Raw genomic sequence first — 25,079 nt, forward strand, 5'->3', positions numbered from 1 at the left:
GCGCCTTCCTCCGAGGCAAAGTACGCCTCTCTGTTAGGAGCTCCATCCCCCTCCTATTCTAAACGAGCCGCTTTCGCTTTTCTTAATTACATTTTTTCTGGTGCAGATACTCCTACGATTGCTAATGCATTTTGAAGTGTAGTGCGTACTGCTTTCATTAACTCGTAACGAGCTTTACTTAATTCTAAGTTATCTTGGTTCAATACTTTTTCTGCATTGTAGAAGCTGTGTAATGCTGCTGCTAATTCAAATGCATAGCTTGTAATGCGGTGTGGCAGACGTTTTTGTGCTGCATCCGCAACTACAGCTGGGAATTCACCAAGTTTTTTCAGTAACTCTACTTCTTTCTCAGAAGTAACAAGTTTGTAATTCACGTCTCCATCTGCAGCTAATCCTAACTCTTCACCTTGACGAAGGATACTGCATACACGAGCATGAGCATATTGTGCATAGTATACTGGGTTTTCATTAGATTTTGATACAGCTAAGTCCATATCGAAGTCTAAATGAGAATCACCGCTACGCATCGCGAAGAAGTATCTCATTGCGTCCACGCCTACTTCTTCCATAAGCTCACGAAGTGTAACTGCTTTACCTGTACGCTTACTCATTTTCATTTTTTCACCATTTTGGTACAGTTGTACCATTTGGATGATTTCTACTTCAAGTGTTTCTTTATCGTAACCTAGCGCTTGAATAGCAGCTTTCATACGAGGAATGTAACCGTGGTGGTCAGCACCCCAAATGTTGATTAACTTATCGAAACCACGCTCTAATTTATCACGGTGATAAGCGATATCTGGCGTTAAGTATGTGTAAGAACCGTCATTTTTAATTAATACACGGTTTTTGTCGTCACCGTAAGTCATTGAACGGAACCAAGTTGCTCCGCCTTCTTCAAAGATTTCATCACGCTCTTTTAATACAGCAAGTGCAGCATCAATTTTTCCGTTTTTGTATAATGATGTTTCTGAGAACCATACATCAAATTTAACACGGAAGCTCTCTAAGTCTTTTTGAAGTTTTGCTAACTCATATTTCAAACCATATTCACGGTAGAATTCATAGCTTTCTTTTTCATCAGCTTTTGCGTAACGATCACCAAACTCTTCAGCTAAACGTTTACCGATTCCAATGATATCCGCACCATGGTAACCGTCTTCTGGCATTTCTTTCTCTAAACCTAATGCTTGCATGTAACGAGCTTCAACAGAAAGAGCTAAGTTATGAATTTGGTTACCAGCATCATTAATATAGTACTCACGAGATACATCGTATCCTGCTTTTGCTAATACGTTACATAAAGTGTCACCTACTGCCGCACCACGTGCATGTCCTAAGTGAAGGTCACCTGTTGGATTCGCAGATACGAACTCAACTTGTACTTTTTCACCTTTACCAGTGTTCGTTTCACCGTAAGCTTCACCAGCGTTTACGATTGTTGGAATTAAATCTGTTAAGTAGCTATTATCCATATAGAAGTTAATAAAACCAGGACCAGCGATTTCGATTTTTTCAATAGAAGCTTTTGCTTTATCGAAGTTTGCAACTAGTTCTTCTGCAATCATACGAGGTGCTTTTTTCGCAACGCGTGCAAGTTGCATTGCCATATTTGTAGAGAAGTCACCATTTGTTTTATCTTTTGGAGATTCTAATACAACGTTTGGAATCTGTTCTTCTGTCGCTAATTCTGCCTTTAATACAGCAGCTTGAATTTCTTCTTTAATCAATCCTTTTACCTGTTCTAAGGAATTCATTATTTTGCCTCCTTCAAATTAATTGTAATTGTATATCTGCCAGCTTCTTGTTCACTTAGAAGCAATGCGTACGTTAAGAAGAGTTGTCCTTTTTTCTTTTCATCCGACCATTTAAAAAGAACGTTATCAGTTTTCGTTTGCAGTGCAAACGTACCAAGTTCACTCGTATACGTACCCGTTGTCCATTCACCTTTCACATGCGTCTGACGCATAGAAATAGCACCTGAACGCATAATGAGAACTTGTTCATCTTGAATTTTAATAATTGTTTTCACTTCGCCTTGTTCGTTCGGCTCCTGGAATGTTACATATGTACCTTGACCTTTTACATAGTATTGACCATTTGCTTCAAAAGCAACGGTTTCCTTCCTCGCCCCTTCACGGATTTCTGTTACGAAATGAACGTGTACCGGCAAGCCTGCAAGTTGTTTCTTCACGTCTTGCACACCTTTCAAATGTTATAGATATTAAATACTACTTATAATAAATCACTTTTCCTATCATATCAAAAAAAGACGCTGTCTGTCTGCTGAAAAATCAGGAAAACTCCATTTCAAAAAATAATTCACTTCTACTTTATTTCATGTGATAAAATATTTTTTAAATCTAAATATTCTTTTAATTATAGAGGTGAATTCAGTGATACCAACAAAGTTAAAAAAGGGTGATGAAATACGCGTGATTTCACCATCCTGTAGTTTAAGTATTGTTTCAAATGAAAATAGAAAACTTGCTATAAAAAGATTAACTGACATGGGCTTTCAAGTTACATTCTCAAAATATGCCGATGAGATAGATCAATTTGCTTCCTCTTCTATTTCTTCCCGCATTCAAGACCTCCATGAAGCATTTGGAGACCCTAATGTAAAAGCTATTTTGACGACACTTGGCGGATACAACTCCAATGGTTTATTGAAACATCTCGATTATGATCTAATTCGTAAAAACCCGAAATTTTTCTGTGGTTATTCTGATATTACTGCCTTAAATAATGCAATTTACACAAAAACAGGGCTTGTTACATATTCGGGTCCCCACTTCTCTTCATTTGGAATGGAGAAAGGGCTCGAGTATACAAACGATTACTTTTTACAATGCTTAACCACTAATGAGCCTATTGAAATCATTCCGGCGGAAATGTGGAGCGATGATTCTTGGTATATGGATCAGGAAAATCGAGAATTTATAAAAAATGAAGGGTATGTTCCAATTCAAGAGGGGGAAGCAACAGGAGAAATTATCGGTGGCAATATGAGCACACTTAATTTACTACAAGGCACACCATATATGCCAAACTTAAAGGGCAAAATTTTATTCCTTGAAGAAGACAGTTTAACAGGAAAATCAACGCTTAAAACTTTTGATCGCTATCTACATTCCCTTATGCAGCAACCTGATTTTGAACATATAACAGGTATTGTAATAGGAAGAATGCAAAAAGAAGCAGAATGTACGATAGCGGACATTCAAGAAATGATTTCTTCAAAACCTGAACTTGCAAATATTCCTATCATTGCAAATGCAAATTTTGGACATACAACTCCAATTTTTACTTTTCCAATTGGTGGACATGCCAAAATCATTTCTAACAAAGAAAATACATCTATCACTATTTTAACGCACTAAAAAAGGAGCGAACGATTCGCTCCTTTTATGATTTTTCTATTTTTTGCAACGCTTTTTGCGGGATTGACTCTTTCGTTATTTCAGCCCATCCTTTTCCTTGCATACCTTTTGCATAAATTTTTATAAAAGCACCTGCATGCAATTCACGATTTACCATTCTTTTAATAATTTGTTGCTTTCCGTCCTCTGTATACCCTTTAAATGTATACAAATATTCACCGTCTTTTTTCTCACCTTTATCTACAACCGCATAATAATCTTGTATTTCTTTATTTGAAAAGAAGTTGTCTACAAAAGCATGTACACCTTCTGTTTTTTTGTTTAAATAATATGCTGTTCCCCCTAAAATGATGGCGAATACAGCTAAAACTTTAATTACCAATTTCATACATGCGCCTCCTGTTTGCACTTCTTTCTCACTAGTATTATATCTATACTTGTATTATACGGAAAAGAGCATACTATACTCTATCTAAAAGTCTTACACTTTCCTTACATTATTGTAAGGGATTTTTTCTTAAAGCAAGTTCCCAAGAAAAAATTTTTCCGTTTCATACACTTTTATATTATTATTGAATGATACGAATTTTTATTACAAAAATCAAAGGAGACAGTTTTCAAATGGCTATCTTGCAAGGTTTAGCACTATTACTTGTTGTACTTTGTCTATTTACACTTTTCAGTTACCGTGCGCCTTACGGAATGAAGGCGATGGGCGCTTTAGCTAATGCAGCAATCGCAAGTTTTCTTATTGAAGCATTTCACCGTTATATAGGTGGAGAAATGTTTCATAATGACTTTTTACAATCAGTAGGAGAAGCTTCTGGTAGTATGAGCGGTGTCGCAGCAGCGATTTTAGTCGCATTAGCAATCGGTGTTTCCCCCGTATACGCTGTTTTAATTGGTATCGCTACTAGTGGATTCGGTATTTTACCAGGATTTTTCGCCGGATACGTTTGTGCCTTCGTCGTGAAATTTCTCGAAAAGAAATTACCGGCTGGTGTGGAATTTTTAGCAATCCTATTTATCGCTGCACCAATCTCACGTGGAATGGCAATGCTTATGGATCCGCTCGTTAACGCAACACTTGGTAAAATCGGTTCTATGATATCAGTTGCAACTACAGAAAGTCCTATCATTATGGGTATTATGCTTGGTGGATTAATAACAGTTATTTCTACCTCTCCACTGAGTTCTATGGCACTAACTGCAATGCTTGGATTAACAGGTTTACCAATGGCAATTGGTAGTCTTGCCGTAGCAGCCTCAGCCCCGATGAACTTTATTTTCTTTAAGCGACTAAAAATTTGCTCAAAGAAAGACACAATCGCTGTAGCAATCGAGCCTTTAACACAAGCAGATGTTGTTTCAGCAAATCCAATTCCAATTTATGCAACAAACTTCGTTGGCGGTGCACTTGCCGGTATTATTACATCGCTATTCCAGCTTGTTAATAATGCACCAGGAACAGCATCACCAATTCCAGGTCTTCTTGTCCTATTCGGATTTAATGACGTTATAAAAGTAACGATTGCTGTTGTACTATGTGGAATCGTTACCACTATTGTCGGATACATCGGGTCTATTGTGTTCCGTAAATATCCGATCCGCTCTGCTGATGAAATTCGTGGAGTTACTTCGGAAGAGAAGGTTGCATAAGAAAAAGAGCTATTCCCATCGTTTGAGAATAGCTTTTTTTGTGTTGCGTAACGGTAAATGAAATTATATCGGCGATTTTTTTAATATATCGACTTACCGACACATAACGACAAAATAAGAGCCCTCTAATCATATAGAGGGCTCTTACTTTATCTAGCTGCAGCGGCTAGAATGATCGGTGGCTTCGCTTCTTCCTTCGAGGCAAAAAGCGCCTCTACGTCTGAAGCTCCATCCCCCTCACATTCTAAGCGAGCCGCTTCCGCTTTTATTTTACCCAACCGAGCAGCATTTCCCGCACGAATTTGCTTGCTGCGACTGGTGTTTGATCACTATGGTCGTAGACTGGGGCTACTTCTACTAAGTCTGCTCCAACTACATTTATATTTGAATTTGCAATTGCTACGATGGAATCTAATAATTCTTTAGATGTGATACCGCCAGCTTCTAACGTTCCTGTTCCTGGAGCGTGAGCTGGGTCTAATACATCAATGTCGATTGTGACATAGACTGGGCGTCCAGCAAGTTTCGGTAATACTTCTTTTAACGGTTCTAATACGTCAAATTTATATAAGTTCATACCTACTTCTTTCGCCCATTCAAATTCTTCCTTCATTCCAGAACGAATTCCGAAAGAATATACGTTTTCCGGACCAATTAAATCACACACTTTACGAATTGGTGTAGAGTGGGATAAAGGCTCCCCTTCATACGATTCACGTAAATCAGTATGAGCATCCATATGGATGATTGCTAAATCCGGATATTTTTTTGCCATTGCCTTAAAAATTGGCCAAGACACTAGGTGCTCACCGCCGAGACCTAGTGGAAACTTATCGGCATCTAAAAGTTTTGATACATACTCTTCAATCATGTCTAAGCTGCGTTGTGCGTTTCCGAATGGTAATGGGATATCACCCGCATCAAAATATTTTACCTCTTCTAATTCACGATCTAAATACGGACTATATTCTTCAAGACCGATTGATACTTCACGAATACGTGCAGGGCCAAAACGAGATCCCGGACGGTAACTTACTGTCCAATCCATAGGCATCCCATAAATAACTACCTTTGACTCTTCAAAACTTGGATGACTTTTAATAAATACTTTACCTGAATAAGCTTCATCAAAACGCATATTCTTTTCCTCCTTATGTGGAACTTAAGGTATCCCAACCTTTCACTATTTCTCAAATTTGGAGCGAATTGCTCCTCTTTCTCGATTTACCGGGTCTTCTTTTTAACAACAAGAAGACGATTTTCTCTACAGAAGTGTAAGTAGCTAGCATGTTCAAGTCTTCTGGACAAACACCTTAAATGAGCTACTCACACTTTATTTGTTCAAGCTCGATTTTCTTACTTAATTAAATCGCCAACAAATTTCGGTAATGCGAATGCTGCGTTGTGTAATTCTTTTGTGTAGTATTTCGTTTCGATTTCGTGGAAACGCTCTTCACTTACTTCTAATGGATCATGTTTTTTAGATCCAATTGTGAACGTCCAAAGACCACTTGGGTATGTTGGAATATTAGCTGTGTATAAACGAGTAATTGGGAAAATTTCTTTTACATCTTTAAACACAGTCGTAATTAACTCTGGTGTGAACCAAGGGTTGTCCGTTTGTGCAACGAAAATACCATCTTCTTTTAACGCTTTTGAAATTCCAGCGTAGAAGCCTTTTGTAAATAGGTTTACTGCTGGTCCTACTGGCTCAGTAGAATCTACCATAATTACATCGTATTCATTTTCGCTTTCTGCGATATGTAGGAAACCGTCTCCTACTTTTACTTCTACACGCTCATTATCTAATGCGCCTGCAATTGATGGTAAGTATTGTTTAGAGTACTCAATTACTTTTCCATCGATTTCAACAAGAGTTGCTTTCTTTACACTTGGGTGTTTTAACACTTCACGAATAACACCACCATCACCGCCACCAACAACTAATACGTTTTCAGGGTTTGGATGTGTAAATAAAGGTACGTGCGCTACCATTTCATGATAAACGAACTCATCTTTTTCTGTTGTCATAACCATGCCATCTAAAATAAGCATGTTTCCGAACTCTTCCGTTTCAACCATATCAAGTTTTTGGAATTCTGTTTGCTCCGTATGTAATGTGCGGTTAATACGCGCCGTAATCCCAAAATGTTTTGTTTGTTTTTCAGTGAACCATAGTTCCATCGTACAATCACGCCTTTCAATGCAAATTTATAATAGGGACATCATTAATGTCCCCTAACAAAAATAAAACAAAACATCCAAAATGTATAGTTAAAAGTACAAAAATACCGAAAATATATTTTAGTCAGAGGGTTCTAACATATATGTATAAAGAAAACCCTTTCTTAAGAAAGGGCTTTTGTCTCTATTTCTACTGGTTTACGAATTGGAATTAGGATCATAATACAACCAACTAACACCACAATTCCACCTACTAAAAACGGACTTTGTGGTGAAACAGTATGACCGATAATTCCTGATAAAATCGGAGCAATTGCGCCCCCTAACCAACGAACAAAGTTATAAACACCTGACGTAACAGATCTTTCATAAGGTGAAATATCCATTACATAACTTGTATATAATGCATTGTTTAAGCCAGATGCTAATCCTGATAAAACGATAAGAGTAATTTGTAACCACATAATTTTCACAAAGAATAGTGCAATTAAGAAAATCGCAAATACAAGTAAACTACCCTTCAATAATGTTTTTGGTTCATATTTCCCTTCTAGCTTATGTGCTAAAATTGCAGAACCGTAAGCTAACGCTAATCCCCATCCGCAAAATACAAAGCCTAATTGAATAGCTGATAAATGCATAATAAGTGGTGAATATGCTAACACAACGAAAAATCCGTAGTAGTATAACATTCCTGAAATCGCACCTTGCATAAACGGTTTATACTTCACCAGGTTAAGTAATTCTCCTACGCCAGCAGCCTTACGCTTCACTTTTCGCTCCGGTTCTTTTACAAAAAAGAATACTAAAATAAATGCTAAGAAAATTAAAATACTCGTCGCGAAAAATGGATAACGCCAAGAATGTCCACCTAATATTCCACCCAATAACGGCCCCCCAGCCATACCTAAGCCGATCGCTGCTTCGTATAATCCTACTGCTTCATGAACTTCTTTACTTAATGCTATTAACAGCGTCATTGCTGTAGCAAAAAACATCGCATTTCCTAATCCCCATCCAGCACGGAAAAGAGATAATTGAGCAATCGTTTGCGATATACCACATATAAACGCAAATACAGTCACAATCGCAAGACCGATTGTCATCATCCGTTTATCACCAAATCTTGATGCAAATATACCAGCTGGTAACATCATGATTGCCATCGTTAAAATATAAGCAGTAAATAACATTTCAACTTGCCAATGCGTTGCACCAATTTTCTCTGCAATAATCGGCAAAATTGGGTCGACTACTCCTATACCCGAAAAGGCAAGGAAGGTAGCCACCACTGTAATCAATCTCCCTAGTTTTTGTTTGCTCTCCATTTTGATTACTCTCCTTTTGTGCTCTCTAAAAATGTTACTGCACGATGTAAACTATCTTCAAGTTCTGCCTTTACACGTTGCATTTGCTCCATTTTTTCGTCTAACGTTTGCACTTGTTTTTCAAGCATATCTTTAATTTCTTGAATCACTTCACGATCACGAGGGTTCTCGCTATTTCTTCTTTGCTCCATTCTTTCTTTTAGTGATAAGAAATGCTGCATTTCTTGAAGTGTGATTCCTAGCACTTCTTTCGCTTCTACAATTCTTTTAATTCTGGCAATATCCTCATCCGTATACAGACGAATATTCCCCTCACTACGTTCTGGGGGATGAATTAAACCAATTTCCTCATAATAACGAAGTGTACGTTTTGTTAAACCGACTTGCTTTGTTACTTCATCAATTTTATACATGTTTATTCCTCCCTTCACTTGATTATTACATTTTACGTTAACGTTAACTTTTCTGCAACTGTTAGACTTTTGTAAATGTTTATCATATTCAATTGTATTTTCCCTAAAGCAGTTTCATAATGAAAGAAAAGAGATAATAAGGAGAATTTCACATGAGTAAACCACTTATTTTCGCTCACCGCGGAGTAAAAGGTACACATCCCGAAAATACGATGATTGCCTTCCAAGAAGCAGAACGCATTGGCGCTCACGGAATTGAACTCGATGTCCACTTATCAAAAGATGGTGAACTTGTCGTAATTCACGATGAAACCGTCGATCGTACAACAAATGGCGTTGGACTTGTTTCGGAAAAAACGGTAGAGGAACTACAATCATTGGACGCTGGTAGCTATAAAGACCCTTCTTTCCATGAAGCAAAAATCCCAACGTTGCGTGAGATTTTCATTTGGCTTTCCACAACGAACTTACAACTAAATATTGAATTAAAGACAGATGTTATTCATTACCCAAATATTGAGGAAAAAGCTGTTGCACTTGTGCGCGAATATCATCTTTCTAATCAAATTGTATTTTCATCATTTAACCATGACTCTGTTTCATTATTAGCAGAAATTGCTCCTGAAATCCCAAGAGCAATTTTATATGATACACCGATTGCTGATCCAATTGCCGAAGCAAAACAGAGAAAAGCAAGTGGATTACATCCAAACTTCCAGCTATTAACGAAAGAATTTGTGCAATTAGCACAAGAGCAAGGATATGTTTTCCGTCCATATACAATTAACGAATACAAAGATTTACAAACTATGATTGATTATGGTGTAGATGTCATCATTACCGATTGGCCAGCACGTGCCTTTGAGCTCCTTTCTTAATGGAAGGAGCTTTTTATTTTCGAAATTTCATTGTTTAAAATAAATGAAAACCCTCAATACTAATACAATAACGCTTGTATTAATGAGGGGCTGAAAAAAGATGGATCAAACTATGAATCCAAAACTTAAAAAATATAAACGTCTTTTCTTCACCGCAATGTTTTCTTGCGTCCTTTTCTTCGTTTTTTCTTTTTTTGTTATTATTATAGTTGCAAAAATTATGGGACCTCCTCCTGTTGCGGTCCCACAAACAAGCGTCTTTTACGCAAACGATGATACTGTTATTGGACAAAGTAATGAAATTCAAAAACGTTACAATGTCTCTCTTAATGAAATTTCACCTTATGTAAAAGAAGCGACCCTTTCTATTGAAGATCAAAGATTTTATAAACATCACGGCTTCGATGTGAAACGGATTGCAGGTGCAATTGTTGCTGATTTAAAAGCGATGGCAAAGGTACAAGGAGCTAGTACAATTACACAACAATACGCGCGTAATCTGTATTTAGATCATGATAAAACGTGGAAACGGAAATTATTAGAGGCAATGTACACTGTCCGCCTTGAAGTAAACTATAATAAAAATCATATTTTAGAAGGATATTTAAATACAATTTATTACGGACATGGCGCTTATGGAATCGAAGCTGCGTCCCATCTATATTTCGATAAAACAGCAAAAGATTTAACATTAGCAGAAGCTAGTATGCTCGCAGGTATCCCGAAAGGGCCAAGTGTCTATTCTCCCTTTTTGAAAGAGGATCGTGCTAAAGGACGACAAGCTCTCATATTAGATGAAATGGTCGAACAAGGATATATTACGAAGCAACAAGCAGCCTTAGCGAAGAAAGAGCCACTAACTTTTGCCTCATTAGATACGAAAAAAGTAGCAGAGGTCGCACCATATTTCCAAGATGCTGTACAAGCTTCGCTTCTTCGTGATGTTGGATTAGACGAACAAGCTTTACAACGGGGTGGCTTGCGAATTTATACAACGCTAGACCCTAAACTACAAGCTGTAGCAGAGCAAGCTGTAAAAGATCATATACCTGACACAACAAACATACAAACTGCTCTCGTCTCTATGAATCCAACGACAGGTGAAGTGGCTGCTCTTGTTGGCGGAACTGATTATACTACGAGTCAATTTAACAGGGCTACACAAGCCGTTCGTCAGCCTGGTTCTACATTTAAGCCATTTCTATATTATGCAGCATTAGAACGAGGATTCACGCCTGCTACGCGCTTAAAAAGCGAATATACTGTATTTACTTTAGGTGACGGCGTTTCAAAGTATAAACCAAAAAACTATAAAGATTATTATGCAGATGATTTTGTAACGATGGCACAAGCTCTCGCAGTCTCTGATAACATATATGCTGTAAAAACGAATTTATTTTTAGGAGATGACGCACTCGCAAAAACAGCAAAACAATTTGGAATTACAAGTGCATTAAAAGATGTGCCTTCTCTAGCTCTCGGCACATCACCCGTAAAACCAATTGAAATGGTTAACGCTTATAGCATGTTCGCAAACGGTGGAAAAGAAGTAAAACCTACTTTCATTCGCCGCATTATGGATCATGAAGGAAATATATTATACGATGCTCATTTAGAGAGTAAACAAGTTCTCGACAAGAGCAAAGCGTTTGTAATGGAAGAAATGATGACCGGTATGTTTAATAAGAAACTAAGCAGTTATGCTGCTGTAACTGGCCAATCGATGTTATCAAAATTATCAAGAACATATGCCGGAAAATCTGGTTCTACTGAAACGGATAGTTGGATGATCGGATTTACTCCGCAAATCGTAACAGGTGTATGGGTCGGATATGATCAACCTAAATCTATTTCAAACGTAGCAGAACAAGGATATGCGAAGAAAATATGGACTGATACGATGGAGAAAGGCTTAGATGGACAGCCCAAAAAAGAATTTAAACAACCAGGTGACGTCGTAGCGGTTAATATCAACCCAGAGAACGGTAAAATTGCTACAAAAAATTGTCCTATTTCTGTGAAAATGTATTTCGCTAAAGGTACCGAACCGACTGAATATTGTATGGATCACGTCGATGATAAAGAAGAATTTGAAAAAACGACTGAAGAAAAGAAAAAAACAAGTTGGTGGAAAAAATATCTTCCTTGGTAAAAAAAATAGCTGACGGGCATCCGTCAGCTATTTTTTATTCACTTAATAATGCAAGGCGCAATTCTTCACTAGATTCGTTCCAAATCGCTTCATTATGTTCTTTCAAGAACGTACCAAGTACTTTTTTAGATGATTCATCCATATGGTCAACCATAATGTGACGCTTCATTGATTTATCCATTTTGTTTACGTGTTCTGGAAGTGATTTATATCCGCGACGAATTTCACGGTCTACTGTCATTTCACAAGCTGTTACACCTGCGTAATAAGCACCAGTTGCAGTTCTTTCAATCGTTACCCAAACAAGCCAAAATGGTTTTCCGTTTGGAACTTCATCTTTATTTGTTAAAAACTTAATACCTTTTTCTACTGTACTACGCGCATGCATCGCACCGATATCAACGAATGCAGTTTTCTCTAGTACATCAACAAATACAGGTGAAATGTTTTCTAGGCTTAATGCCCCAACACCAAATCCACCATGTCCATCTGTTGAATCATTTTTCACGATATTAAAACCGATTTTTTTCTTTTTCTCTGTCATATGTAAAATCCTCCTCACTTAAAAATTATAAAAGGCCAAAAATAGGCGCAATGATACTTTGTAAAAACATTAATACATGCGGAATAACTACCTGGAAAATAGGTTGAATTGTGTAATTACTAAGCGGTGTAATAACGAGAATTAATAACGCAATCGCTCCATATTTTTCATACTGTGTCATTTTCGCGCGAATATTTGCTGGTGCTAAATCTTCCACTACACGATACCCATCAAGTGGCGGGATCGGTAATAAATTAAATACAAGTAAAACAATATTTAACATAATAAAGAGCTCAAAAAACTTTCCTAATGTTTCAGCTACTGCAACTGGAACTGCATCTAACACTCCAAATACTGCTAAGCTATACAAAATAATTAAACCAATTGCACTTAAAATTAAGTTACTAATCGGCCCTGCAATTGAAACTAATATGCCTGCAAGACGCGGTCTTTTAAAGTTATATGGGTTAACAGGAACCGGTCTTGCCCAACCGAATCCAAGAATTAATACTGCAATCAAACCGATAGGGTCTAAATGAGCCATCGGTGATAGCGTTAAACGCCCTTGTCTCTTTGCTGTATCGTCCCCAAATTTATATGCAACATATGCATGTGCAAATTCATGAACGGATAATGCAATAATAATCGCCATTGCTACCAACGGAATTTCGTGCAATGGATATCTAAATAACTGATCCATACTTCATCTCCTCTTCCATATGTCAAAAAAAGAAATTATTTGTTTTTTCGATTGTTCTTCCCCATAATCCGCTATAATAAGAGTGTAACTTACATAAAAGGAGCGATTGTACATGCCATACGTAACAGTGAAAATGCTAGAAGGACGCACAGAAGAACAAAAGAAAGCTCTTGCTGAGAAAGTAACAGCAGCAGTAAGCGAAACAACTGGTGCTCCTGAAGAAAACATCGTTGTTTTCATCGAAGAAATGTCTAAGAATCATTATGCAGTTGGCGGAAAACGCTTAAGCGACAAATAATTTCAAGTTTTTCATAAGAAGCAGCCACTAGCTGCTTCTTATTTCTTTCCTTCTAACAACTCAATAATTCTCTCTTTATATTTTCCTTTTCTTCCATCTTCATAGATTAAATCATGTGGATAGAATAGCTTTTGGTCCGTTCTTTTCTTACCTGTAATCGCCTCAACAATATCCGATTCACGTGAAAGCTCTCTAAGCTCTCCGTTTGGCATAAGAAGTAGGATTGGCAAACGCTCTTCTTCTTCTCCTGCACGATAAAAGTCATACGGTAAGTCTGATGTTGAATCAACTACTAAATAATACTCCGGATCAAGTCCAATCTTTTTAAATAAACTACTTAATTCCATCCAATTATCTAAACCGTGTTTATCTGTAAACTCTACATATTTAAATAGATTTCGATTCATAAAACGGCGGCATAGATCGCTTAAAATTGGATCTTCTTCTTCCTGCCATACTTGGAAGTAGTAATACATAACGTTCTCGTCTAACTTTAAATAATCCTCTACTGTTACTTCTTCTTCAAATAAAGAATAGAAATGAACAGGATGATTTTTAAATGTATAATACTTCTCGTGCAATGATTTAGCACGGTGTAAAATCTTCGTTAAAATAACTTCTGCACTTCGCGTTACCGGATGGAAATATACTTGCCAATACATTTGATAACGACTCATAATGTAATGCTCAACAGCATGCATACCACTATTTTTAATGACTACTTGATCCCCATACGGGCGCATTACACGCAGTATACGTTCCATATCGAAGTTTCCATACTTTACGCCTGTAAAATAAGCATCTCTTAATAAATAATCCATACGATCCGCATCAATTTGGCTCGAAATCATACTAATTGCTAATTTATTAGTAGACGTTTTTGCAATTACATCTGCTACCTTTTGTGGAAACTCCTTATCAACACGACTTAATACATCATTAATCTCCGTATTGCCAACAATAATCTTTTGCGTAAATTTCTCATGATCTAATGAAAATACTTTTTCAAACGAGTGAGAAAATGGGCCGTGACCGACATCATGAAGTAATGCCGCACATAAACATAACAATCTATCTTCAGCATTCCAATTTGGTCTGCCATCAAACACATCATCAATCATACGACGAATAATTTCGTATACACCTAACGAATGAGTAAAGCGACTATGCTCTGCACCGTGAAATGTAAAAAATGTCGTTCCAAGCTGCTTAATACGGCGCAAGCGTTGAAATTCTTTCGTTCCGATTAAATCCCAAATAACACGATCACGCACGTGCACATATTTATGTACTGGGTCTTTAAACACTTTTGTTTCGCTGAGTTTGTCGTTTAAATATACCACTTTCCGACATCCCCCTTTCTTTACTACATTCTTACTTTATATTATAAACGAAATGAGAAACAGAAAGAAATGAAAGACTGTATTAATTACCTTTATAAAAAGAAAAAATCACCTTTACCGAAGTAAAAGTGATTTCCTTTATACATTATTTACCTAAAACGAATTCAGCAACTTCGTCTAAGATCATATCTTTCCCTAATGGGAAGTAACCTTTGTTTAAGTCTTCATTTTTAATTGTGAATACGTGGTTGTTTTTAACAGCGTTCATGTTTTTCCAAATTGATTCTTCTTGGAATTCTTTTAAGCGCTGAGAACCGTCACCAGTTGTAAATACGAATAAGTAATCTGGGTTGTAATCGATTAAAGCTTCTTTTTGTACTTGTACTAGTGGTTTATCAGTTGGTGTACCTTTAACTGCTGGTAGTTTTAAATCATTAAAGATTACGCTACCGTAACCGTAGTCACCGTATACGCGGAAAGCATTTGGATACGCAGCCATTTTCATGAATGTTGCTTCACCAGTTTTAGCGACGATTTTGTCATGTAATTTGCTTGCTTTTTCATCATACTTTTTGAACCATTCTTTTGTTTCTTTTTCTTTACCGAAGATTTGACCTACTTCTTCGAATTTTGGACGCCATTGATCTAATGGAGTGTTTAACATAACTGTTGGTGCAATTTTAGATAATTGATCATAAATCTTTTCTTGACGATTATTTACAAGAATTAAATCTGGTTTTGCAGCAGCTACTGCTTCGATGTTAATTTTATCGCCCCAAGCAGAACCAACTGGTTTAACGTCTTTTAGTTTCTTTTCAATATGTGCATCAATTTTTTCTTGAGATGTATTAGCAGTAATAACCGGTTTCATACCGAAAATTAATAATTCTTCTGTTGAACCACTAAGGTCAGCAATTTTCTTTGGGTTTGCAGGAATTTTAATTTCCCCTTTTGCATGTTTTACAGTGCGCTCTTCAGTCTTTGCATCTGCTTTCTTTTCTTCTTCTTTGTTAGAACAAGCAGCAAATAGTACAGAAGTCACAACTAATACCATTGCTAATAGTGCCATTTTAAAATTCTTCATGTTCCCACTCCTTCTAGCTGTATTTATCTTATAAGTTGCAATGAACTATAAGAAACGAAGATAACAATTAATCAATATATTTTTATTAATTGTTGTTAATACCCCATTCTAACGGGCGTTCAACTTCCCATTCTTATATAAGAAGCTCAACGTCCATTAGAAGTCCCCCCTCTTCACGAGGGGGTTCTACTTAAGCTTTTTTACGCAATTGATTACTAATCATCGCTAAATCATATGTTAAGCAAATTGGCTTACAGTTTACTGGACATGGAACGATTTGAGCTTCAATCTCAAATACGTTACGAAGTGTTTCACTTGTCATAACTTCATCTGGTGTTCCTTGTTTCATTAACTTACCTGCTTTTAATGCAATCATATGATCTGAGAAACGAGAAGCGTGGTTTAAGTCATGGATAACCATAACAATCGTTCTACCTTCTTCTTCATTTAACTTTTTCAATAAGTTTAATACTTCTAATTGATGAGCCATATCTAAGTACGTTGTTGGTTCATCCAATACAAGTAATTCTGTTCCTTGTGCAAGAGCCATTGCAATCCAAACACGTTGACGTTGACCACCAGATAGCGCTTCTGCTGGACGATTCGCAAATTCTTTCATTCCTGTCACTTCAAGTGCCCAGTTAATGTAGCGATAATCCTCTTCTTTCAACGTGCCAAACCCTTTTTGATGAGGGAATCTTCCGTATGACACAAGCTCAAATACAGTAAGACCCGTTGGTACTTCTGCAGTTTGTGGTAAAATCGCCATTTTCTTTGCAATTTCTTTCGTTGGCTGTTTCTCAATTGCTTTTCCGTCAAGATAAACAGTACCTTGTTTTGCCTTCAAAATACGAGACGCCGTTTTTAATAATGTGGACTTCCCACAACCATTTGGCCCAATAATTGTTGTAATTTTCCCTTCCGGAATTTCAACTGTTAATCCATCAATAATTAAACCTTCATTATAGCCAACAGATACCGCATCAACCGCTAAAGTTGCCATACGAAAAGCCTCCCTTTATTTTGTCCTCATAAGTAAATAAATGAAATACGGTGCACCAATTACAGAAATAACAAGACCGACTGGTATTTCTGAAGTTGTTAGTACACTTCTTGAAATTACGTCTGCGAATAAAAGTAAAAACGTTCCTATTAGCGCAGCTGTGGGCAACATGATTTGATGTTTGCCACCAACAAGGCGCCTTGCTAAATGCGGGGCCATTAAACCGATAAAGCCAATTCCACCGGCAACAGCAACAGATGCACCCGCTAAACAAACTGCAATAAATAATAATTTACGTCTTTCTTTTTCTACATTTACACCAAGGCCAACTGCTGTAGAATCGCCTAGGTTCATTACATTTAATATGTGTGCTTTACTTATAGCAAGCGGTAAGAAAATAACCATCCATGGAAGTACACTTAATACGAATTTCCAATCTGTACCCCACAGACTTCCCGCCAGCCAAATCGTAGCAAAACGAAAATCGTTAGATGTCATCTTCATAGAGAAAATTAAACTAACAGCTCCAAATCCAGCTGCAACGGCAATACCGACTAGTATTAATCGAGTCGATGAAACGCCGTCTTTCCATGCTAATAAATAAATAATTACCGCTGCTAATATCGCTCCAACTAGTGCGAAAAATGGAAGAATGAATACAGATAAAAATGTACCAGTCCCTACTTTCCCGAAGAAGAAGTAGACGAATATAACAACTGTTAATCCCGCTCCAGCATTAATCCCTATAATACCTGGATCAGCAAGTGGATTTCGTGATAAACCTTGCAAAATCGCACCTGACATAGCTAAAGCAGATCCGACTAGTATAGCAATTACCATACGCGGCATACGGAATTCAAATAAAATAACAGACTGATCTTCAGCCCCTAGTCCAACCAATGACTTTAATACGTCCATTGGGGGTATTTTAAAAGTTCCTGTATTTAAACTAATAAGAAATATAGAAACGATTAGTCCTACTAAAATCGTTAATATAGAAATGTTCTTTTTTGTTAAGACACTCGTCCTCACATCTTTCCTCTCCCTTCATTACGTGCTAAGTAGAGGAAGAATGGAACCCCAATTAGCGCTGTAATTGCTCCAATTGGCGTTTCAAATGGCGGGTTAATAACGCGAGATAACATATCTGCACATTCAATTAACAGCCCGCCTAAGACCGCAGAACATGGAATAACCCATCTATAGTCCGAGCCTACAAGGAAACGAGTCATATGCGGGATTACAAGACCAACAAACCCTACTGATCCTGCCATGGAAACTGCGGAACCCGTTAAAACAAGAACAAGTACTGTTCCGATAAATTTAATTAATGTCGTATTTTGACCAAGTCCAATTGCAATTTCTTCACCGAAGCTCAAAATTGTAATATATCTCGACATCATAATTGCGATAAAAAGACAAACAAGGCCAATTGGCACTAACATATTAATACTTTGCCATTTCACTCCAGCAACTCCGCCTGCATTCCACATGCTCACCTCTTGGGCAAGATTAAAATACAATGCGATTCCAGATGAAATTGCCCCTAATAAAGCACTAATAGCTGCACCTGCTAAAGCTAATTTCACAGGTGTTAATCCACCTGGTGAAGAAGACCCAATTCCATATACAATGCTTGCACCAAACGCAGCTCCAATAAAAGATGCGATAACAAACATTAAATAAGGTGAATTAGGGAAAAATGCATACATAATTGCAATTCCAAATACAGCCCCATCTGTAATTCCCATTAACGATGGTGAAGCAAGTGGATTTCGCGTCATGCCTTGCATAATTGCTCCTGATACCGCTAAAAAGGCACCTGCAACTACGCCCCCTATTGCTCTAGGCATGCGAAGCTCTTGAATTACGTTATGATGTGTAATAGATCCATCAAACTGAAATACAGCTTGCCATACAGTCTTTAAACTAATATCTGCAGCCCCAAAAGAAATAGAAACTGCCATGCTTAAAGCTAACAAAACTGTACCCGCTACTAAAATAATAGAAGCGATGAGCGGTCTGCTCTTAATCTCTTTAACATTCTCTTCTTGCTGTTCTATACTGCTTGCGCTCGCTTCCATCCCTCAACCATCCTAACCAACAACATATATTTATTAAAATGAAATTTATTCTCAAATAGTAATAAAAAAATTAGGTGAATTGTTATTTTCCTGATAATGATTCTCAGAATCAGACACTTCTATTCTACCTATCGCTTTAAAAGACTGTCAACCATTATTTTGAAATATAAATTTATATAAATTGGAACTTTAATACAAAAGTTATATCCATCCTTTAGAAAACGTTCGTCCACACAAGAGTACTTTCGCAGAATAAATCTTTCCTCTTATGGGCATAAAAAAAGAAGAGTAATCTTTTCACTCTTCTTTTTCTTACTTATTTAACTTTGCTTCAATTTTTACGATTAACTCATCTTCTGTTGGAGCCGCAACTGGACGGTTATTTACAAATGCGAATGATTTTTTACGACCAGGACCACAGTAAGACTGACATCCAACTTCAATCGTTGCACATGAATCTACTTTTTTTAACTTCGGAACTAACGTTTTAACGTTCGTTGCCTGACAGTCATCGCACACGCGAAATTCGTTTCCCATTATATAACACTTCCTCTATTTTAAACTTTTCTCAAGTTCGTTTAAAAATAAACACTAAATGGTATTTTACCGCTCTTTGAAGCTCGTTGCAAGTTTCCCTACAAAGCCTATTCTCTACATAATGCTACATATTTATATGCTCTCCTACAGAAGCGCTCACCATTCATGGGAAAATTTTTACCTTTCATCGAAATCTACCATATTTTTAAAAGCTTTGTATAAAAGTTTATTTTTTTGCCCATTATAAAAATAGGAAGTTCATAAAAAGAAAGGGAGTTGAATCTATGAAAGTAAGACAAGATGCTTGGACAGATGAGGATGATTTATTACTTGCTGAAACGGTACTTCGTCATGTTCGAGAAGGAAGTACGCAATTAAATGCATTTGAGGAAGTAGGAGATCAGTTAAATCGTACATCTGCTGCTTGTGGTTTCCGCTGGAATGCTGTCGTTCGCTATAGCTATGAACAAGCTCTTCAACTAGCAAAAAAACATCGTAAAGATAAAATGCGTGCTGCAAGCGGTGAACAAGCGAAAAAACGTTTACTTTATACACCACCAGCTTCAGATTCGATAACTGATTATGAAGAATTAGTACAAGAGGAATCAATCGTACAATATAAAGAAGCTATTCCATATCAAGAATCTACTGCTCCTGCTGCAAGAAGCTCTATGACAATGCAAGATGTTATTTATTTTTTACAAACAGTCGGATCTTCAAATATAAAAGTGACAGCTCTTGAAAACGAGAATACGAGATTGAAACAAGAAATTAAAGCACAAATCCTTCGGAATGAGGAACTAGAAAAGAAACTAGAAAAGTTAGAAAAGCAATCTCATACTGTACAAGAAGATTACGAAACACTTATGAACATTATGAACCGAGCTCGTAAATTGGCAGTCATGGATGACGAAGAACGTTCTCAAACATCTTTCCGAATGGACCGAAACGGTAATTTAGAAAAAATTGCAGAATAAAAAGGATGCATGTAATGCATCCTTTTTATTATTTCACCTTTAAGCTCCCCCTTTATATGTGAGAAAACTCCATTCTTCATTTTTTGCTATAATAGAGATTGTCATTTTAAAGATAAGGGGTTAGTTATATGAGCAATTCCCGTTCCATTTTATCTCAGCCAGAGTGGCGCATTGTAGATCAGTCTAGTTTGGGACCAACATTCCACGCACTTCAGTCATTCGCAATGGATGACACATTATGCACAAGCATTGGAAATGGCAAGTCAGCCGCAACAATGCGTTCTTGGGTTCATCACAATACAATTGTCCTTGGCATTCAAGATTCACGCCTTCCGCATTTAGAAGAAGGTATTTCTTTTTTAAAACAACACAACTTCAATGTTATTGTTCGTAATTCTGGCGGGCTTGCAGTCGTGCTTGATGAAGGTGTTTTAAACGTATCACTTTTATTCCAAGAAACAGAAAAAGGTATCGATATTGATCTTGGATACGATACGATGTGGCATTTAATTAAGGAGATGTTAAAGGATTACAACGTTACTATCGAGGCAAAAGAAATTGTTGGCTCTTACTGTCCTGGTAGTTATGACTTAAGTATTCGCGATCAAAAATTCGCTGGTATTTCACAACGTCGTATTCGCGGCGGTGTCGCTGTCCAAATTTATCTCTGTGCTACCGGAAGTGGCTCTGAGCGTGCCGCACTCGTTCGTGATTTCTACAACCTAGCAATTCAAGGAAAAGAAACACGCTTTACGTACCCTGAAATTGTACCAAGTACGATGGCCTCACTCTCAGAATTACTTGGCGAAACCATTACAGTACAAGATTTAATGATGCGTCTTTTAAAAACATTGCAGCAATTCGCTCCAAAGTTAACACCATCTCAATTAACAATAGATGAGATTCCTTTATATGAGACGAATTTACAACGTATTATTGATCGTAATAATAAAGCACTTGGCTTAGAAAAATAAAAATGACCACCCTAAGGGTGGTCATTTTCCATACTAATTCATTTTAGAATTAAAGTGCTTGAGCTGCTGTAATTAAAGCTAACTTGTACACTTCTTCTTCGTTACATCCACGAGACAGGTCATTTACAGGCATGTTTAAACCTTGTAAGATTGGTCCTACTGCTTCGAAGTTACCTAAACGTTGAGCGATTTTGTAGCCGATATTACCAGCTTCTAAGCTTGGGAATACGAATACGTTAGCATCACCTTTAATTGTAGAACCTGGAGCTTTTTTCTCAGCTACAGATGGTACGAATGCAGCATCGAATTGGAATTCTCCATCTAAAGTTAACTCAGGAGCCATTTCTTTTGCAATGCGAGTTGCTTCTACAACTTTTTCTGTTTCTGGAGATTTCGCAGAACCTTTTGTAGAGAAGCTTAACATAGCAACACGTGGATCAATGCCGAATAACTCAGCAGTTTTCGCACTTTCGATACCGATTTCAGCTAAATCTTGGCTGTTTGGTGCAATGTTAATTGCGCAATCAGCGAATACATATTTCTCTTCTTCACGTACCATGATGAATACGCCAGAAGTTTTTGTAACGCCTGGTTTTGTTTTAATAATTTGAAGTGCCGGACGAACTGTATCAGCTGTAGAGTGAGCTGCACCACTTACTAAACCGTGTGCTTTGCCCATGTATACAAGCATTGTACCGAAGTAGTTTTCGTCTTTAAGGATTTTGCGAGCGTCTTCTTCAGTTGCTTTACCTTTACGGCGTTCAACGAAAGATGCTACCATTGCATCCATTTCTTCGTATGTAGCTGGGTCGTAAATATCAACGCCTGCTAATGTTAAATTCATGCTAGCAGCTTTTGCGCTAATTTCTTCCTTATTACCAACTAAGATTGGTTTTACTAACTCTTCTTTTGCTAAACGCTCTGCAGCGCCTAAAATTCTTTCATCAGTTCCTTCAGGAAGTACGATAGAAATGCCTTTTCCTTGAACTTTTTCTTTTACTGTTGTAAATAAGTTGCTCACGAATAAACCCTCCTACATATGTTAAAAAACTCTATCTTTAAGAATACTGCTTTTCTTCTATATTTTAAACTTATAGCTCCCAAAAAATAGATAAAATAAAAATGATTATATTTTCATAAAATTCAGCCGTTAAATTCACCTCGCTTAAACACTTAAATGTGACAATTTTATGCGCCAAGGTTTTATATAGATGATTTTAAAACTATATATGCTATAGTTAACGTGTAAAACTATCATTAACTGAGGTGAATAGAATGAGTGAAGCAACAACAACGTTAGATGGCTGGTATTGTTTACATGATTTACGTTCTATTGATTGGGCTGCATGGAAAACATTATCTAGCGACGAACGCGGACAAGCAGTGTCTGAATTTTTAAATGTCGTTGAAAAATGGAACGAAGTAGCTACTGCGAAAAAAGGTAGTCACGCAATGTATACAGTTGTTGGTCAAAAAGCTGATATTATGCTTATGATTTTACGTCCAACAATGGAAGAGTTAAATGAAATTGAGACAGAATTGAATAAAACAACATTAGCTGAATATATGGTTCCTGCATATTCTTACGTATCTGTTGTTGAACTAAGCAACTACCTTCCAGCTGATGAGGATCCATATCAAAATCCACAAATTTTAGCTCGCTTATATCCTGAATTACCGAAAGCAAATCATATTTGCTTCTATCCAATGGATAAGCGTCGCCAAGGTGATGACAACTGGTACATGCTTCCTATGGAAGAGCGTAAAAAAATGATGTACAGTCACAGCAAGATTGGTCGCCAATACGCAGGGAAAGTACGCCAAGTTATTTCAGGATCTGTTGGATTCGATGATTTCGAGTGGGGCGTAACATTATTCGCTGACGATGTTCTTCAATTTAAGAAACTTATATATGAAATGCGATTTGATGAAGTAAGTGCTCGTTATGGTGAATTCGGAACATTCTTCGTTGGAAACATCTTACCAGACGAAAAAGTAGAGAAATTTTTACACATATAATATTGAAAAAGGGACGAAATTCGTTCCTTTTTTTATTTCCCTCTATATTTCTCCTCAAAAAACTCCTTTTTCCCGCAAATTCGAACAAAAACCGACAAATTCCTTACAAAATTGTAACTTTTCTATATCCAAATTCATGCTAAAATGGTACGAGCTATATGCTAATAACGATGCGAAGGTGATAATTTATATGAAGAAAATCTTGTCTATTTTACTAGCGCTTCTATTGTCAATTTCTTCCTTAGAAGTAACAACATCCCATGCGGAAGAAAAAATACAAATAGAAGCTGCTGCTGCACTTCTATTTGATGCAGATACAGGGAAAATACTGCATGAACAAAACCCAGACGAACTGCTAGCTATTGCTAGTATGTCAAAATTAATTGTTGTTTACGCTGTTTTAGAAGCAATTAAAGAAGGGAAAATTACTTGGGATACGAAAGTAAATATTTCCGATTACGCTTATGAAGTCTCACGTAATAATGAATTCTCTAACGTACCATTTGAGAAAGGACGTCAATATACTGTAAAAGAATTATATCATTCTATTGTTATCTTCTCTGCAAACGGGTCTAGTATTGCTTTAGCAGAGCTACTTGCAGAAAGTGAGAAAAACTTCTTAAATCTTGCAAATGAACATGCAAAAAAACTAGGGTTAAAGAAATATAAATTTGTAAACGCTACTGGTTTAAATAACGCTGACTTAAAAGGGAAACATCCCGAGGGTACTGATCCAAATGCAGAAAACTCTATGTCAGCTCGCGATATGGGTATACTTTCAAAAGTAATGATTACAAAGTATCCAGAAATGCTAGAGGATACAAAACAAAGATTTAGAAACTTCCCAGACAATCATCCAAAACCAATTCGTATGGAAAACTGGAACTGGATGTTACCAGGAGCTGCCTTCGCTTATGAAGGTACTGATGGTTTAAAAACAGGAAGTTCTGATACAGCTGGATATGGATTTACTATTACTGCGAAACGCGGTGATTTACGTCTTATCTCGGTTATTATTAAAACGAAATCAATGGACGAGCGCTTCACAGAATCTCGTGAATTAATCGAATATGGATTTAATAACTTCGAAAAACAAAAGCTCAAGGTTGATAAAAATAACACAATCTCTGTAGTAAAAGGGAAAGAAGATCAAGTAACGGTTGCACCTGAAAAAGAAATAACAGTAATTGCGAAAAAAGGTAGCAAAGATCCTTATAAAATTGGGACTGAATTAGATAAATCTCTTGCTGAAGATGGACATTTAGTTGCTCCTGTTAAGAAAGATGCTAAAGTAGGCTCAATTACTTTAGAATCAATTGATAAATATGGTTTCTTAGACGGTAGTAAAAGTATGAAAGTTACTGCAAAAACAACAGAGGAAGTTGAAAAAGCAAATTGGTTTGTGCTAACAATGCGCTCTATTGGAGATTTCTTCTCAAACTTATGGTCTAAAGTATTTTAATGATGAAAAGCTAGCTCACGCTAGCTTTTTTTATTTTCCTCTCTCAATGTAAAACTT

General features: G+C 36.9%; 25 protein-coding genes. 9 read left to right on the plus strand and 16 right to left on the minus strand.

Features of this window, described 5'->3' with window-relative positions:
• Nucleotides 1–86 precede the first annotated feature (86 nt).
• Both argS and H6481_RS07665 read right to left on the minus strand, forming a co-directional pair.
• On the minus strand, nucleotides 87–1,757 hold the full coding sequence (gene argS / locus H6481_RS07660; protein WP_001086464.1) for an arginine--tRNA ligase: 1,671 nt from the start codon (nucleotides 1,755–1,757) through the stop codon (nucleotides 87–89).
• A complete protein-coding gene (locus H6481_RS07665) occupies nucleotides 1,757–2,194 on the minus strand; it encodes a DUF1934 domain-containing protein (RefSeq protein ID WP_000744343.1) in 438 nt (145 codons plus the stop codon). Before H6481_RS07665 ends, argS begins: the two co-directional genes overlap by 1 nt.
• A 202-nt stretch (nucleotides 2,195–2,396) precedes the next feature.
• Here H6481_RS07665 and H6481_RS07670 point away from each other — a divergent pair, with 202 nt between their 5' ends.
• Entirely contained in the window at nucleotides 2,397–3,383 is a 987-nt protein-coding gene (locus H6481_RS07670) for a S66 peptidase family protein (RefSeq protein ID WP_182811349.1), read from the plus strand.
• 25 nt (nucleotides 3,384–3,408) lie between these two features.
• Here H6481_RS07670 and H6481_RS07675 read toward each other — a convergent pair whose 3' ends face one another.
• Entirely contained in the window at nucleotides 3,409–3,771 is a 363-nt protein-coding gene (locus H6481_RS07675; RefSeq protein ID WP_182811351.1) for a YxeA family protein, read from the minus strand.
• Between the two features lie 233 nt (nucleotides 3,772–4,004).
• Here H6481_RS07675 and H6481_RS07680 point away from each other — a divergent pair, with 233 nt between their 5' ends.
• Nucleotides 4,005–5,042 carry a PTS sugar transporter subunit IIC gene (locus tag H6481_RS07680; RefSeq protein WP_182811354.1) on the plus strand — a complete coding sequence of 346 codons (1,038 nt, stop codon included), beginning with the start codon at nucleotides 4,005–4,007 and terminating at the stop codon, nucleotides 5,040–5,042.
• A 265-nt stretch (nucleotides 5,043–5,307) separates the two neighbouring features.
• Here the strand turns inward: H6481_RS07680 and speB are convergent, their stop codons facing one another.
• From speB to H6481_RS07700, 4 genes are all read right to left on the minus strand, one after another.
• Nucleotides 5,308–6,180: an agmatinase gene (gene speB / locus H6481_RS07685; protein WP_001209831.1), complete on the minus strand. Its 873-nt coding sequence runs from the start codon at nucleotides 6,178–6,180 to the stop codon at nucleotides 5,308–5,310.
• Between the two features lie 218 nt (nucleotides 6,181–6,398).
• The gene (gene speE, locus H6481_RS07690; RefSeq protein WP_000424696.1) at nucleotides 6,399–7,226 is read right to left on the minus strand and encodes a polyamine aminopropyltransferase; all 828 of its coding nucleotides are present in this window, start codon (nucleotides 7,224–7,226) and stop codon (nucleotides 6,399–6,401) included.
• 164 nt (nucleotides 7,227–7,390) lie between these two features.
• Nucleotides 7,391–8,554, minus strand: coding sequence for an MFS transporter (locus H6481_RS07695; protein WP_000444233.1), 1,164 nt, complete (start codon nucleotides 8,552–8,554; stop codon nucleotides 7,391–7,393).
• Between the two features lie 5 nt (nucleotides 8,555–8,559).
• Nucleotides 8,560–8,967 carry a MerR family transcriptional regulator gene (locus H6481_RS07700; protein WP_000276560.1) on the minus strand — a complete coding sequence of 136 codons (408 nt, stop codon included), beginning with the start codon at nucleotides 8,965–8,967 and terminating at the stop codon, nucleotides 8,560–8,562.
• Nucleotides 8,968–9,119: 152 nt separating this feature from the next.
• On the opposite strand from H6481_RS07700, the gene H6481_RS07705 reads away from it, so the two are divergent.
• Both H6481_RS07705 and H6481_RS07710 read left to right on the plus strand, forming a co-directional pair.
• Complete coding sequence (locus H6481_RS07705; RefSeq protein WP_000042783.1) at nucleotides 9,120–9,845, plus strand: glycerophosphodiester phosphodiesterase; 726 nt, start codon at nucleotides 9,120–9,122, stop codon at nucleotides 9,843–9,845.
• Between the two features lie 100 nt (nucleotides 9,846–9,945).
• Nucleotides 9,946–11,997 carry a PBP1A family penicillin-binding protein gene (locus tag H6481_RS07710; protein ID WP_182811357.1) on the plus strand — a complete coding sequence of 684 codons (2,052 nt, stop codon included), beginning with the start codon at nucleotides 9,946–9,948 and terminating at the stop codon, nucleotides 11,995–11,997.
• Nucleotides 11,998–12,031: 34 nt separating this feature from the next.
• On the opposite strand, the gene H6481_RS07715 is transcribed toward H6481_RS07710, so the two are convergent.
• Together H6481_RS07715 and H6481_RS07720 are read right to left on the minus strand one after the other, a co-directional pair.
• On the minus strand, nucleotides 12,032–12,541 hold the full coding sequence (locus tag H6481_RS07715) for a YwhD family protein (protein ID WP_000136682.1): 510 nt from the start codon (nucleotides 12,539–12,541) through the stop codon (nucleotides 12,032–12,034).
• 25 nt (nucleotides 12,542–12,566) lie between these two features.
• Nucleotides 12,567–13,241 carry a site-2 protease family protein gene (locus H6481_RS07720; RefSeq protein ID WP_000372443.1) on the minus strand — a complete coding sequence of 225 codons (675 nt, stop codon included), beginning with the start codon at nucleotides 13,239–13,241 and terminating at the stop codon, nucleotides 12,567–12,569.
• A gap of 112 nt (nucleotides 13,242–13,353) precedes the next feature.
• On the opposite strand from H6481_RS07720, the gene H6481_RS07725 reads away from it, so the two are divergent.
• Nucleotides 13,354–13,539 (plus strand): 2-hydroxymuconate tautomerase, encoded by a 186-nt coding sequence (locus H6481_RS07725; protein ID WP_001147171.1) that lies wholly within the window; start codon nucleotides 13,354–13,356, stop codon nucleotides 13,537–13,539.
• 38 nt (nucleotides 13,540–13,577) lie between these two features.
• Here the strand turns inward: H6481_RS07725 and H6481_RS07730 are convergent, their stop codons facing one another.
• The 6 genes from H6481_RS07730 to H6481_RS07755 all read right to left on the minus strand — a co-directional run bounded on the left by H6481_RS07730 (nucleotide 13,578) and on the right by H6481_RS07755 (nucleotide 19,590).
• Nucleotides 13,578–14,882, minus strand: a complete 1,305-nt coding sequence (locus H6481_RS07730) for an HD domain-containing protein (RefSeq protein WP_000262741.1) — start codon at nucleotides 14,880–14,882, stop codon at nucleotides 13,578–13,580.
• Nucleotides 14,883–15,027: 145 nt separating this feature from the next.
• Complete coding sequence (locus H6481_RS07735) at nucleotides 15,028–15,966, minus strand: ABC transporter substrate-binding protein (RefSeq protein ID WP_000787724.1); 939 nt, start codon at nucleotides 15,964–15,966, stop codon at nucleotides 15,028–15,030.
• Between the two features lie 190 nt (nucleotides 15,967–16,156).
• A complete protein-coding gene (locus H6481_RS07740; protein WP_000212068.1) occupies nucleotides 16,157–16,969 on the minus strand; it encodes an ABC transporter ATP-binding protein in 813 nt (270 codons plus the stop codon).
• A 15-nt stretch (nucleotides 16,970–16,984) separates the two neighbouring features.
• A complete protein-coding gene (locus tag H6481_RS07745; RefSeq protein WP_001260757.1) occupies nucleotides 16,985–18,001 on the minus strand; it encodes an iron ABC transporter permease in 1,017 nt (338 codons plus the stop codon).
• Complete coding sequence (locus H6481_RS07750) at nucleotides 17,998–19,053, minus strand: iron ABC transporter permease (protein WP_000388296.1); 1,056 nt, start codon at nucleotides 19,051–19,053, stop codon at nucleotides 17,998–18,000. Before H6481_RS07750 ends, H6481_RS07745 begins: the two co-directional genes overlap by 4 nt.
• A 312-nt stretch (nucleotides 19,054–19,365) precedes the next feature.
• Nucleotides 19,366–19,590: a DUF1450 domain-containing protein gene (locus tag H6481_RS07755; RefSeq protein ID WP_000526079.1), complete on the minus strand. Its 225-nt coding sequence runs from the start codon at nucleotides 19,588–19,590 to the stop codon at nucleotides 19,366–19,368.
• Nucleotides 19,591–19,874: 284 nt separating this feature from the next.
• Here H6481_RS07755 and H6481_RS07760 point away from each other — a divergent pair, with 284 nt between their 5' ends.
• Both H6481_RS07760 and H6481_RS07765 read left to right on the plus strand, forming a co-directional pair.
• The gene (locus H6481_RS07760; protein WP_000868358.1) at nucleotides 19,875–20,567 is read left to right on the plus strand and encodes an RsfA family transcriptional regulator; all 693 of its coding nucleotides are present in this window, start codon (nucleotides 19,875–19,877) and stop codon (nucleotides 20,565–20,567) included.
• Nucleotides 20,568–20,695: 128 nt separating this feature from the next.
• Complete coding sequence (locus H6481_RS07765) at nucleotides 20,696–21,541, plus strand: biotin/lipoate A/B protein ligase family protein (RefSeq protein WP_000071945.1); 846 nt, start codon at nucleotides 20,696–20,698, stop codon at nucleotides 21,539–21,541.
• A gap of 49 nt (nucleotides 21,542–21,590) precedes the next feature.
• Here H6481_RS07765 and pta read toward each other — a convergent pair whose 3' ends face one another.
• Nucleotides 21,591–22,562, minus strand: coding sequence for a phosphate acetyltransferase (gene pta / locus H6481_RS07770; protein ID WP_000067215.1), 972 nt, complete (start codon nucleotides 22,560–22,562; stop codon nucleotides 21,591–21,593).
• Between the two features lie 254 nt (nucleotides 22,563–22,816).
• Between pta and hemQ the strand changes: the two genes are divergently transcribed.
• Nucleotides 22,817–23,560, plus strand: coding sequence for a hydrogen peroxide-dependent heme synthase (gene hemQ, locus H6481_RS07775; RefSeq protein ID WP_001287595.1), 744 nt, complete (start codon nucleotides 22,817–22,819; stop codon nucleotides 23,558–23,560).
• Between the two features lie 190 nt (nucleotides 23,561–23,750).
• Entirely contained in the window at nucleotides 23,751–25,022 is a 1,272-nt protein-coding gene (locus H6481_RS07780; protein WP_071731534.1) for a serine hydrolase, read from the plus strand.
• Nucleotides 25,023–25,079 lie beyond the last annotated feature (57 nt).

The sequence above is a fragment of the Bacillus sp. ME78 genome, assembly GCF_903970865.1.
In the GTDB taxonomy this organism is placed as follows: Bacteria; Bacillota; Bacilli; order Bacillales; family Bacillaceae_G; genus Bacillus_A; species Bacillus_A cereus.